This window comes from Pseudomonas sp. CBZ-4 (assembly GCF_000346755.1).
In the GTDB taxonomy this organism is placed as follows: domain Bacteria; phylum Pseudomonadota; class Gammaproteobacteria; order Pseudomonadales; family Pseudomonadaceae; genus Aquipseudomonas.
This window is the reverse complement of record NZ_ANNV01000183.1, coordinates 22,863-35,052: the sequence shown is the minus strand read 5'-3', so window position 1 is coordinate 35,052 and position 12,190 is coordinate 22,863. Positions and strand designations below refer to the sequence as shown.

9 protein-coding genes are annotated in these 12,190 nt (G+C 62.9%); 7 read left to right on the top strand and 2 right to left on the bottom strand.

Annotated features, from left to right (window positions below; all coding sequences use genetic code 11):
* Positions 1 to 149: 149 nt before the first annotated feature.
* Positions 150 to 365 (bottom strand): FliM/FliN family flagellar motor switch protein, encoded by a 216-nt coding sequence (locus tag B348_RS0129255; RefSeq protein ID WP_017739574.1) that lies wholly within the window; start codon positions 363 to 365, stop codon positions 150 to 152.
* 15 nt (positions 366 to 380) lie between these two features.
* Positions 381 to 1,355 (bottom strand): secretin N-terminal domain-containing protein, encoded by a 975-nt coding sequence (locus tag B348_RS01000000130425; protein WP_256204515.1) that lies wholly within the window; start codon positions 1,353 to 1,355, stop codon positions 381 to 383.
* A 206-nt stretch (positions 1,356 to 1,561) separates the two neighbouring features.
* On the opposite strand from B348_RS01000000130425, the gene B348_RS0129245 reads away from it, so the two are divergent.
* The 7 genes from B348_RS0129245 (at position 1,562) to B348_RS0129215 (ending at position 12,180) form a co-directional block, all read left to right on the top strand.
* On the top strand, positions 1,562 to 2,788 hold the full coding sequence (locus tag B348_RS0129245; RefSeq protein WP_017739572.1) for a CmpA/NrtA family ABC transporter substrate-binding protein: 1,227 nt from the start codon (positions 1,562 to 1,564) through the stop codon (positions 2,786 to 2,788).
* A 13-nt stretch (positions 2,789 to 2,801) separates the two neighbouring features.
* On the top strand, positions 2,802 to 3,377 hold the full coding sequence (locus B348_RS0129240) for an ANTAR domain-containing response regulator (protein ID WP_017739571.1): 576 nt from the start codon (positions 2,802 to 2,804) through the stop codon (positions 3,375 to 3,377).
* A gap of 211 nt (positions 3,378 to 3,588) precedes the next feature.
* A complete protein-coding gene (locus B348_RS0129235; protein ID WP_017739570.1) occupies positions 3,589 to 4,800 on the top strand; it encodes a NarK/NasA family nitrate transporter in 1,212 nt (403 codons plus the stop codon).
* Positions 4,800 to 6,470 (top strand): bifunctional protein-serine/threonine kinase/phosphatase, encoded by a 1,671-nt coding sequence (locus B348_RS0129230; protein ID WP_017739569.1) that lies wholly within the window; start codon positions 4,800 to 4,802, stop codon positions 6,468 to 6,470. Before B348_RS0129235 ends, B348_RS0129230 begins: the two co-directional genes overlap by 1 nt.
* Positions 6,471 to 6,704: 234 nt before the next feature.
* Positions 6,705 to 9,158 carry a nitrite reductase large subunit NirB gene (nirB, locus tag B348_RS0129225; protein ID WP_017739568.1) on the top strand — a complete coding sequence of 818 codons (2,454 nt, stop codon included), beginning with the start codon at positions 6,705 to 6,707 and terminating at the stop codon, positions 9,156 to 9,158.
* Positions 9,155 to 9,472, top strand: a complete 318-nt coding sequence (nirD, locus tag B348_RS0129220; RefSeq protein ID WP_017739567.1) for a nitrite reductase small subunit NirD — start codon at positions 9,155 to 9,157, stop codon at positions 9,470 to 9,472. Before nirB ends, nirD begins: the two co-directional genes overlap by 4 nt.
* Complete coding sequence (locus B348_RS0129215) at positions 9,472 to 12,180, top strand: nitrate reductase (RefSeq protein WP_017739566.1); 2,709 nt, start codon at positions 9,472 to 9,474, stop codon at positions 12,178 to 12,180. Before nirD ends, B348_RS0129215 begins: the two co-directional genes overlap by 1 nt.
* The last annotated feature ends 10 nt before the right edge of the window (positions 12,181 to 12,190 follow it).

Below are 12,190 nucleotides of genomic sequence, written 5' to 3'. Positions count from 1 at the left end.
AACTACTGACATTGAAATCCTTATTCCCTGTACTGGCTCACCCGCCAACATCACGACTATAAGAAGCAGTCCTACACCTCGCCCTAGGGAAAAACCCATTCATCCAGCGCTTTTCGCAGGTGCTCAGTAGGACGATTCTTTATCCAGCCTTACCGAGCGACCCAATCCTGGTAAACCTCATGCAACTCAACACCCAATCGATCCTCCAATTGCACCAACTCTCCCAAAGCCATCAACTGACCATTGACCCGCACCTCCACACAGCGAATGACTTCAGGTGTCAGCGGCAACACCTTGCCCACTGCAAACGCCGCCAGACGCTTGCGACTGATCAGTTGCTCTTGCAGGAGTATTTCCAGGTGCATGGACAAGCGCCCTATTCATGGAGAAATTTCGCGACCCCGTTGCATGAACGCGCGATGCACACGCTCATGCTGCTCCGCCGTCAAGGGTGATGGCCCGGGAGGGGCCGTCTGGGTCTTGAGTTCGTTGTGGTCGGCACCGACCTGCCACAACGAGACCTCATCCGGCCGGGTGAGCACATCCAGCTCCGCGACCCACTGCTTGATAAGGCTCACCTGGTCGGGCTTGCCCTGGATCAGCAGGCTGTTGGTGTCTGGATAGGCAATGAACGTAAGGCTGCCGTCAGCCAGTTGCGTCTTGTGCTCGCTGGACAACCGGGCTTCGATCATCGAAGCCATCCCCGGCACGCTGACCGTGTCCGCACCCACTCCAAATTGACGATCAGCGACGTTGACATTGAACACCTGCACCACGCCAACGGCGGGCAACTCCACGCGCGGCTGGGCAGGTGGCCGATCCATCAATTGCGCCATGCGCAGCACCTGATCGACATAGCTTGGCGGCCCCGTGACGGAGAACATGCGTTCCGCGCTTTTATGCAAGGGATAGCTGGACTCATCCAGCCCCGTACGACGCATCAGGCCCCGCAGCCTGTCGACGGAAATGTGCCGCAACGCCACCACCGAGCTCCTCACCTCATCGGCTTCGTAGAGGTACAGGACTTTCCCATCGCGATGCCAGATCAGGCCCTCCTGCATGGCCAGTACCTCCAGGACCTGTTGCGGCGCATCAAAATCAAACAACCCACTGACGTGCAGGCGAGCGACTTTGCGGCTGAGCACCACTGACAAGCCCAGTGGCACCGAGAGCGCGGTAAAAAAACGCTGCAGGTTCTCCTCCTGCGCCCGGTAGGGCTCGCCCCTGGCTGCGCAGGTGCCCAGCGCTAACGCAGCGCACAACAACCAGCTGCACAGCCGGTGGCGGGTCATCCTTGCAGGGAAAGCACTCTTCACCTTGGTTATCTCGGCAGCCTGGCGTGACAAAGCGGCCATACTGAGAGCCAGCCAGTTTTCAATCTTGACGGAAAACTGACGGCACACCTCCCCCCTGCCCATGGCATGTGCATTGCTACATACACTCATCAGAGCGCGCGCCAACGAAGGCACGGGCCTACGGACAAAGGCGTCGTTACCCTGCAATGGCCTCTAGCGCCATCCGAGGGAACGACGCTTTTTTTTCAGAGAAAAGGCAGGTGTTGATGAACGAACCGGCAGATAACCACCTGAAAAGAGACCCACTGGCCTGGGTCAACGGCAGTGACGCGCCGGAGAAGAGCAGCCTCGACCTGGGCTTCATGGCCCTGAGTGATTGCGCCTCGCTGGTGGTTGCCGCCACCCAGGGCTTCGCCCAACCCTATGGCCTGACACTCAACCTCAAGCGCCAGGCGTCATGGGCCACCCTGCGCGACAAACTGGTCAGCGGCGAACTGGACGCCGCCCACAGCCTGTACGGCCTGATCTATGCCGTGCACCTGGGCATCGGCGGTGTAGCGCCCACCGACATGGCGGTGCTGATGGGGCTGAACCAGAACGGCCAGAGCATCAACCTGTCTCACCGCCTGCAACAGCAAGGCGTGGTCACTCCTGAGGCACTGGATCGCCATGTGCACCAAAGCCGCACAAAACTGACCTTCGCCCAGACGTTTCCCACCGGCACCCACGCCATGTGGCTGTATTACTGGCTGGCGAGCCAAGGCATCCACCCGCTGCAGGACGTCAACAGCGTGGTGGTGCCGCCGCCGCAAATGGTCGCGCACCTGCAAGCCGGGCGTATCGATGGTTTTTGTGTCGGCGAACCCTGGAGCGCCAGCGCGGTGCAACAAAACCAGGGCTTTACCTTGGCAACCACCCAGGCGATTTGGCCAGACCACCCGGAGAAAGTCCTCGGCTGTACCCAGGCGTTTGTCGAGCAATACCCCAACACCGCCCGCGTGTTGGTAATGGCCATCCTCGAAGCCAGCCGCTTCATCGAACAGAGCCAGGAAAACCGCCGCTCCACCGCCCAACTGCTCAGCGCCCGCGACTACCTCGACGCGCCGCTCGACTGCATCGAACCCCGCCTGCTCGGCACCTATGACGACGGCCTCGGCCACCAATGGCAAGACCCCCATGCCCTGCGTTTTTTTGCCGATGGCGCGGTGAACCTGCCGTATCTCTCGGACGGCATGTGGTTCATGACCCAATTCCGCCGCTGGGGCCTGTTGCGCGAAGACCCGGACTACCTCGGAGTTGCCCGCCAGGTGCAGCAATTGACGCTGTATCGCAAAGCCGCCAGCGCCGTTGGCGTCACCCCCATCGCCCAGGACATGCGCAGCAGCCAATTGATCGACGGCAAGCTCTGGGACGGTTCCAACCCCGCCGCCTATGCGCGCAGTTTCCGTCTGCACGCCATGACTGATCCTACCGGCCGCCAGGCCCAGCGCTGACAGGAAGACCGATATGCTGCGAATCCTGTTGATCAATGACACCCCGCGCAAAGTCGGGCGGCTCAAGGCTGCGCTGATCGAGGCCGGGTTCGAGGTGATCGATGAGTCCGGCCTGACCATCGACCTGCCCGGGCGCGTCGAAACGGTGCGCCCGGACGTGATCCTGATCGATACCGAGTCACCCGGCCGTGACGTGATGGAACAAGTGGTGCTGGTCAGCCGCGACCAGCCTCGGCCCATCGTGATGTTTACCGACGAGCACGATCCCGATGTGATGCGCCAGGCGATCAAGTCCGGCGTCAGCGCCTATATCGTCGAAGGCATCCAGGCCCAGCGCCTGCAACCGATCCTCGACGTGGCCATGGCGCGCTTCGAGAGCGACCAGGCCCTGCGTGCCCAGTTGCAGGCCCGCGACCAGCAGTTGGCCGAGCGCAAGCGCATCGAACTGGCCAAGGGCATGCTGATGAAAATGAAGGCCTGCAATGAGGAAGAGGCCTACACCCTGATGCGCCGCCAGGCCATGAGCCGCCAGCAGAAACTGATCCAGGTGGCGGAGCAGATTATCGCCATGAGCGAGTTGCTCGGCTGATCTGGCTCAGCTCTTGCTAAAGGATCCCTACAGGTAACCAACGGCGGTTGCCCCTCCACGACAAAGACGTCGCACATCCGGTTTGCCCCTCGCGAACCCGGTGGCGGCGTTTTTGCGTTTTGGCCCCAGAACCTGGGGCCGGTGGGGCGGCCTTCGCCGGCGGCTCCATCACCAGGCCTTCTTACAAGACTCCCAACCGTTGAGGTGCGTGATGAAATCAAGCTTCTGGAAATCCGGGCACACCCCGACCCTGTTTGCCGCGTTCCTGTATTTCGATTTGAGCTTCATGGTCTGGTATTTGTTGGGCCCGCTGGCGATCCAGATTGCCGCCGACCTGCACCTGACCACACAACAACGCGGCCTGATGGTTGCGACGCCGATCCTCGCCGGCGCGGTGCTGCGTTTTTTGATGGGCATGCTGGCCGACAAGCTGTCGCCCAAGACCGCCGGCCTGATCGGCCAGGTGATCGTGATCGCGGCGTTGTTCGGCGCCTGGAAACTCGGGATTCACAGCTACGAACAAGCCTTGCTGCTGGGTGTGTTCCTTGGCATGGCTGGCGCGTCGTTTGCGGTCGCCTTGCCACTGGCGTCCCAGTGGTACCCCGCTGAACACCAGGGCAAAGCCATGGGCATCGCCGGTGCGGGCAACTCCGGCACCGTGTTTGCGGCGTTGCTGGCGCCAGTGCTGGCCGCCGCGTTTGGCTGGAGCAATGTGTTCGGTTTTGCCCTGATTCCCTTGATCCTGACCCTGATCGTCTTCGCCTGGCTCGCGCGCAACGCCCCGGAACGGCCAAAAGCCAAAGCCATGGCCGACTACTTCAAGGCCCTGGGCGACCGCGACAGTTGGTGGTTCATGTTTTTCTACAGCGTGACCTTCGGCGGCTTTATCGGCCTGGCCAGCGCCCTGCCCGGCTATTTCAACGACCAGTACGGCCTGAGCCCGGTGGCGGCCGGCTACTACACCGCCGCCTGTGTGTTCGGCGGCAGCCTCATGCGCCCATTGGGCGGCGCCCTGGCCGATCGTTTCGGCGGGATTCGCACCCTGCTCGGCATGTACGGCGTGGCGGCGGTCTGCATTGCCGCAGTGGGCTTCAACCTGCCGAGTTCCTACGCGGCCCTGGCGCTTTTCGTCTGCACCATGCTCGGCCTCGGCGCAGGCAATGGCGCAGTGTTCCAATTGGTACCCCAACGTTTCCGCCGCGAAATCGGCGTGATGACCGGCTTGATCGGCATGGCCGGTGGTATCGGCGGCTTTGCCCTCGCGGCGGGCATGGGCGCGATCAAACAGAGCACCGGCAGCTATCAATTGGCCCTGTGGCTGTTCGCCAGCCTCGGCGTGCTGGCCTGGTTCGGCCTGCATGGCGTGAAACGTCGCTGGCGCACCACCTGGGGCTCGGCCGCCGTAACGGCCGCGCGCGTCTGATGAGCCTGCGACTGAGCATCGCCCACGCCAGCGCCATCGGCCCACGACCGGAAAACCAGGACGCGCTGCGGGTGGTCACGCCCGTGGCCGAACTGGCCGCGAGCAAAGGCTACCTGTGCGCGCTGGCCGACGGCGTGAGCCAATGCGCCGACGGCGGCCTGGCCGCCCGTTCGACCTTGCAGGCGCTGGCCCTCGACTACTACGCCACGCCGCAGACCTGGGGCGTGGCCCAGGCGCTGGAACGCTTGCTGCTCGCGCAGAATCGCTGGTTGCAAGCCAATGGCAGTGGCCAGCCGCTGCTGACCACCCTCAGCGCCCTGGTGTTTCGCGGCCAGCGCTTCACCCTGGCCCATGTTGGCGATTGCCGGGTGTATCGCTGGCTGGAGGGCGAGCTGCAACGCATCAGCGAAGACCATGTGTGGGAACAGCCGGGCATGCAGCATGTGCTCAAGCGCGCCCTCGGCCTGGATCAACACCTGGTGCTGGATTTTCTCGACGGCGAACTGCGTGAGGGCGAGTGCTTCCTGCTGGTCAGCGACGGTGTGTGGGCCACCTTGGGCGACAACAGCATCAGCACGATCCTGCGGGAGCAAAGCGACCTCGACCTGGCGGTCAACACCTTGGTCAACGCCGCGCACCTGGCCGGCAGCCAGGACAATGCCAGCGCCTTGCTGGTGCGGATCGACACACTCGGCGCCGCGACCCTCGGCGATGCACTGGTGCAGTTGCAGCAGTGGCCCCTGCCGCCGCGATTAAAAGCCGGACAACACTTCGAAGGCTGGCAAGTGGAAAGCCTGCTGGCCCAGAGCCAACAGTCACTGTTGTACCGGGTGCGCGATGCCCAACAGCAACCTTGGCTGCTGAAAACCCTGCCGCTCAACCGTGACGACGACAACGATGCGGGCCAGGCCTTGCTGTCGGAGGAATGGTTTCTGCGCCGGGTCGCCGGGCGTGCGTTTCCTGAAGTCCATGCCGCCAGCGCGCGTCAGCATTTGTACTATGTGATGCGTGAATATTCGGGGCAAACCCTGGCGCAGTTGTTCCAGCAACAAGGCCCATTGCCCCTGGCGCAATGGCAGTCCATCGCCGAGCGGTTGGTGCGGGCGGTGGGCCTGCTGCATCGGCGACAGATCCTGCACCGCGACATAAAACCGGAGAACCTGCTGCTGGGGGACGACGGCGAACTGCGTGTGCTGGATTTCGGCCTGGCCTACTGTCCGGGGCTCTCGGAAGACCGCGCCCACTTGCTGCCCGGCACCCCGAGCTTTATCGCCCCCGAGGCCTTCGGCGGTGAACTTCCTACGGCCCAGCAGGATTTATACAGCGTTGGCGTGACGCTGTATTACCTGCTGACCGGGCATTATCCCTACGGTGAGATCGAAGCCTTTCAACGGCCGCGCTTCACCCAGGCCGTCAGCGCCAGCCGCTACCGTCCCGACCTGCCCGAATGGCTACCCCTCTGCCTGGAACGGGCAGTGGCCGCTCACCCCACACAACGTTACGAAACGGCCGAGGAATGGCTGCGGGCCCTGGAGCAGGCCGATCGCCGCGAATTAAGCGTGCGCCCCAGGCCGCTGCTGGAGCGTGAACCGCTCAAGGTCTGGCAAACCCTGGCGGCCGTGTCTTTGCTGTTCAATCTGGTGCTGTTGTACTGGCTGTTGCACCACTAGAGGGCGAAACAAGCTCGCCGGATCCGGCGCAAACCCAATAAAAACAGGGGCAGGCCAACTTGGCACAAGCACTGCATTAGCTCCTTCAACAACACACATATAGCCGCCCCTTCAACGACGAAGGGCCGTGCTTCCCGACAGAACGGGACCAGGACAAAGGCGTCCTCGCTAGCTAGCTAGCGGGGGCGCCTTTTTTGTTTGCGCGTGATTTGTCGAGCCATTGCGGAGAACGACATGAAAAAACTCAAATTGGTGATGATCGGCAACGGCATGGCCGGGGTTCGCACCCTTGAAGAATTGCTCAAGCTGAGCAGCGACCTGTACGACATCACGGTGTTCGGCGCCGAGCCCTACACCAACTACAACCGCATCCTGCTGTCGCCGGTGCTGGCCGGTGAACAGACCTTTGAAGAGATCGTGCTCAACGACCTCAGCTGGTACCTGGATAACCACATCAAGCTGCTGCTCAACCGCAAAGTGGTGCAGATCGACCGCGTCAAACGCGTGGTGATCGCCGAAGACGGCAGCGAAGCCGAATACGATCGCCTGCTGATCGCCACCGGTTCCACGCCGTTTATCCTGCCGATCCCTGGCAACACCTTGCAGGGCGTGATCGGCTACCGCGACATCGCCGACACCCAGGTCATGATCGACACCGCCAAGACCCACAAGCATGCGGTGGTCATCGGCGGCGGGCTGCTCGGCCTGGAAGCCGCCAACGGCCTGATGCTGCGCGGCATGCACGTGACCGTGGTGCATATCGGCGAGTGGCTGCTGGAGCGGCAGCTGGACAAGACCAGCGGCCAGTTGCTGCAAACCGAGCTGGAAAGCCGTGGCCTGGTGTTTCGCCTGTGTGAACAGACCCAGGCGCTGCATGACGCCGGCAATGGCCGCGTCGGCTCGGTGCAATTCAAGAACGGCGACATCATCCCCGCCGACCTGGTGGTGATGGCTGCCGGCATCCGGCCCAACACCGAACTCGCGGAAAAATCCGGCATCCCCTGCAACCGTGGGATTCTGGTCAACGACACCCTGCAAACCTACGACCCGCGCATCTATGCGATCGGCGAGTGCGCCAGCCATCGCGGGATCGCCTACGGCTTGGTGGCGCCCCTGTTCGAACAGGCCAAGGTCTGCGCCAATCACCTGGCCCAGCTGGGTTTTGCCACCTACAAGGGCTCAGTGACCTCGACCAAGTTGAAGGTCACCGGTATCGACCTGTTCTCCGCCGGTGACTTCATGGGCGGCGAAGGCACCGAGACCATCACCCTCTCCGACCCGATTGGCGGCGTGTACAAGAAGCTGGTGATCAAGGACGACATCCTGGTCGGCGCCTGCCTGTACGGCGACACCGCCGACGGGGGGTGGTATTTCCGCCAGATCCGTGAGAACCACGCCATTGGCGAGATCCGCGACCACCTGATGTTCGGCGAAAACGCCCTGGGCGACGTAGGCCACCAGGGCCAGGACAAGGCCATGAGCATGGCCGACAACGCCGAGGTCTGCGGCTGCAACGGCGTGTGCAAGGGCACCATCGTCAAGGCGATCCAGGAACAGGGCCTGTTCAGTGTCGATGAGGTGAAAAAGCACACCAAGGCGGCCAGCTCTTGCGGCTCCTGCGTCGGCTTGGTGGAACAGATCCTGATCAACACCGTCGGCGGTGCGGCTGACGTCAAACCAAAAAGCGAAAAAGCCATCTGCGGTTGCAGCGACCTCAACCACGGGCAGATCCGCCAGGCCATCCGCGACCAGCACCTGCTGACCATCGCCGGCACCATGAGCTACCTCAACTGGCGCACGCCCAACGGCTGCGCCACCTGCCGCCCGGCGCTGAACTACTACCTGATTTCCACCTGGCCCGGCGAAGCCAAGGACGACCCGCAATCGCGCCTGATCAACGAACGGGCCCACGCCAATATTCAGAAAGACGGCACCTACTCCGTAGTCCCACGGATGTGGGGCGGTGTGACCAATCCTTCGGAGCTGCGCCGCATTGCCGACGTGGCCGACAAGTACAACGTGCCCATGGTCAAGGTCACCGGCGGTCAGCGCATCGACTTGCTGGGGATCAAGAAACAGGACTTGCCGGGCGTGTGGAAAGACCTCGACATGCCGTCTGGCCACGCCTACGGCAAATCCATCCGTACCGTGAAAACCTGCGTGGGCAGCGAATTCTGCCGTTTCGGCACGCAGAACTCCACGCAACTGGGCATCGAGCTGGAGCATGACCTGTTCAATATGTGGTCGCCCCACAAGGTCAAGCTGGCGGTGTCCGGTTGCCCACGCAATTGCTCGGAAGCCGGAATCAAGGACGTAGGAATCATCGGCGTCGACTCCGGCTGGGAGATGTACATCGGCGGCAATGGCGGGATCAAGACCGAGGTCGCGGAGTTTTTCGTCAAGCTGAAGACCGCCGAAGAAGTACGCGAATACAACGGCGCCTTCCTACAGCTGTATCGCGAAGAAGCCTTCTACCTTGAGCGCACCGTGCACTACCTGCAACGGGTCGGCATGGAGCACATCAAGAAAGCCGTGCTGGAAGACCCCGCGCGCCGCCAGGCCCTCAATGAACGCCTGCAGTTTTCCCTGTCGTTCGAACAAGACCCGTGGAAGGAGCGCCTGGAACAGCCGCTGCTGAAAAAGGAATTCGATGTCATCCCTGTCCAACAGCTGGAGGTGCCGGCATGAACTGGCTGAATATCTGCGCCCTCGACGAGATCAACGTATTGGGCTCGCGCATCATCCAGGGGCCCAAGGGCGATATCGCGATTTTTCGTACCAGTGACGATGAAGTATTCGCCCTCGACGACCGCTGCCCACACAAGGGCGGCCCGTTGTCCCAAGGCTTGATCTACGGCAAGCGCGTGGCCTGCCCGCTGCACAACTGGCAGATCGACCTGGCGTCCGGCGAAGCCCAGGCGCCGGACATCGGTTGCGCCCACCATCACCCGGCCCGCGTGGAAAACGGCCGGGTGCTGCTGGCCCTGCGGGACGCCGTGTGATGAACCGCCAGACCACCGCGTCCACCTGCTGCTATTGCGGCGTGGGTTGCGGCGTGCTGATCGAACATGACGGTGCGCAGATCCTCGGGGTAAAGGGCGACCCGAGCCACCCGGCCAATTTCGGCAAATTGTGCAGCAAGGGTTCCAGCCTGCACCTGACCGGCGACCTGTCCGCCCGCGCCTTGTACCCAGAACTGCGCCTGGGCAAAGGCATGGCCCGGGCGCGCACCGACTGGGACACGGCCCTGGATCACGCGGCAAACGTGTTCGCCGAGACCATCGCCGAACACGGGCCGGACAGCGTGGCCTTCTACATCTCCGGGCAACTGCTGACCGAGGACTACTACAGCTTCAACAAGCTCGCCCGGGCCTTGGTGGGCACCAACAATATCGACAGCAACTCACGGCTGTGCATGTCCTCGGCAGTGGTCGGCTACAAACGCAGCCTGGGGGCCGATGCGCCGCCATGCAGCTATGAAGACCTGGAAAGCAGTGACTGCGTGATGATCGTCGGCAGCAATATGGCCTACGCCCATCCGGTACTGTTCCGACGCCTGGAAGAAGCCAAGGCACGCCGCCCGCAGATGAAAGTGCTGGTGATCGACCCACGGCGCACAGACACCTGCGATCTGGCTGACCTGCACCTGGCGATTTTGCCCGGCACCGATGTGGCGTTGTTCCATGGGATTTTGCATCTATTGCTGTGGGAAGACTGGATTGACCGCACGTTTATCCAGGCCCATACCGAGGGTTTGGCCGAGCTGAAACGCCTGGTCCATGACTACACGCCGCAGATGGTCACGCAGCTGTGCGGGATCAGCGTCGAGCAACTGCGCTTGTGCGCAGAGTGGGTGGGCACCTCCAGCAGTTTCCTGTCGCTGTGGTGCATGGGGCTTAACCAGTCCACCGCCGGCAGCGCAAAAAACAGCGCGCTGATCAATCTGCACCTGGCCACCGGGACTATTGGACGGCCGGGTTGTGGCCCGTTTTCCCTGACGGGCCAGCCGAATGCCATGGGTGGGCGCGAAACGGGCAGCTTGTCGAACCTGCTGCCGGGGCATCGGGAGGCGGCGAACCCTGAACATCGCGCAGAGGTCGCGGCGTATTGGGGCGTGGCGTCGCTGCCCGCCGCCGTTGGGCTGAGCGCGGTCGAGCTGTTCGAGCAGATGCAGGCGGGCAAGATCAAGGCCGTGTGGATTGCCTGCACCAACCCGGCCCAATCGCTGCCGGACCAGAACGCCGTGCGCGCGGCCTTGGCAACCTGCCCTTTTGTGGTGTTGCAGGAAGCCTTTCACACCACTGAAACCGCAGCCTATGCCGACCTGTTACTGCCCGCCGCCAGTTGGGGGGAGAAAGAAGGCACAGTGACCAACTCCGAACGGCGTATTTCCCACGTGCGCCGCGCCATCGCCCCACCAGGGGAAGCGCGGCCGGACTGGGCAATTACCGTGGATTTCGCACAGCGTCTGGAGCGTCGTTTACGCCCGGGGCGGGACAGCCTGTTTGCCTTCGCGCAGCCAGCGCAGATTTTTGAGGAGTACAAACGGCTGACCCACGGACGCGATCTCGACCTGTCGGGCATCAGCCACGCCTTGCTCGACAAGATCGGCCCACAGCAATGGCCGTTTCCTACAGGTGCACAGGCTGGCACGCCACGCTTGTACACCGATGGCCACTTTCCTACCGCCAGTGGGCGTGCACAGTTCGTCGCCGACCCTTACCGCGCGGCCAAGGAACAGCGTGATGCACGCTTCCCCCTGACCCTGATCACCGGCCGCCTGCGTGACCAGTGGCATGGCATGAGCCGCACCGGCACCGCCGCGCAGCTGTTCGGACACGTCAGCGAGGCATTGTTGAGCCTGCACCCAGACGAAATGCGCCGCCATCGCGTGAAAGACGGTGATCTGGTCAACCTGAAAAGCCGTCGCGGCCAAGTGATCGTGGCGGTCAGCGCTGACGACAGCGTGCGCCCTGGCCAGGCATTCCTGCCGATGCATTGGGGGGATCGTTTTCTCAAGGGCGGCGTGAATGCCCTCACCCAACCGGCGTTCGACCCGCTGTCGAAACAGCCGGAACTCAAGCACAGCGGTGTGCGCCTGGAGGCGGTGAACCTGCCGTGGCAGTTGTTCGCCTTGATCGAAGGCGATGTGCAGCAACACTTTGCCGCGTTGCGCCCGCTATGCGAGGCGTTTGCCTACGTCAGCCTGAGCCTGGCCGGACGCGAGCGCCCGGCCCTGCTGTTGCGTGCGGCGCACAGCGAAGCGCCCGACCTGCAACTGCTGACGCGTATCGACCAATTGCTCGGGCTCAATGACGGCCCGGTGATGGCCTATGACGACCCGCGCCGTTCCATTGGCAAGCGCGTGAAAATCGAAAAAGGCCGCATCACCGCGTTGCGCCTGGCCGGGGAAACCCTGGCGCGCCACTGGCTGCAAAGCCTGTGGCTGGAGGGGCGTACCGACGATCAACTGCGGCGCTGGCTGTTGGCGCCACTCAGTGCACCGCCGGGGGGGGCGGCGGCCAGCAGCAAGGTGGTGTGTAACTGCAAGAACGTCAGCGAGAACGCCGTGTGCGCGGGCATAACCCGTGGCCTGGACCTGGACGGGCTCAAGCGGGAGCTGGGTTGCGGCACGCAATGCGGCTCCTGTGTACCGGAAATCAAACGTCTGTTGGCCAGCCATCCGCAGCCAATCGCAATCAGTGTGTGAGGGAGAGAAC

Bases quoted from the DNA above. Each gene is read 5' to 3' on its own strand.
- nirB (WP_017739568.1), top strand. From the start codon at position 6,705: ATGAAAAAACTCAAATTGGTGATGATCGGCAACGGCATGGCCGGGGTT.
- B348_RS0129240 (WP_017739571.1), top strand. From the start codon at position 2,802: ATGCTGCGAATCCTGTTGATCAATGACACCCCGCGCAAAGTCGGGCGG.
- B348_RS0129255 (WP_017739574.1), bottom strand. From the start codon at position 365: ATGCACCTGGAAATACTCCTGCAAGAGCAACTGATCAGTCGCAAGCGT.
- B348_RS0129235 (WP_017739570.1), top strand. From the start codon at position 3,589: ATGAAATCAAGCTTCTGGAAATCCGGGCACACCCCGACCCTGTTTGCC.
- B348_RS01000000130425 (WP_256204515.1), bottom strand. From the start codon at position 1,355: ATGGCCGCTTTGTCACGCCAGGCTGCCGAGATAACCAAGGTGAAGAGT.
- B348_RS0129215 (WP_017739566.1), top strand. From the start codon at position 9,472: ATGAACCGCCAGACCACCGCGTCCACCTGCTGCTATTGCGGCGTGGGT.
- nirD (WP_017739567.1), top strand. From the start codon at position 9,155: ATGAACTGGCTGAATATCTGCGCCCTCGACGAGATCAACGTATTGGGC.
- B348_RS0129230 (WP_017739569.1), top strand. From the start codon at position 4,800: ATGAGCCTGCGACTGAGCATCGCCCACGCCAGCGCCATCGGCCCACGA.
- B348_RS0129245 (WP_017739572.1), top strand. From the start codon at position 1,562: ATGAACGAACCGGCAGATAACCACCTGAAAAGAGACCCACTGGCCTGG.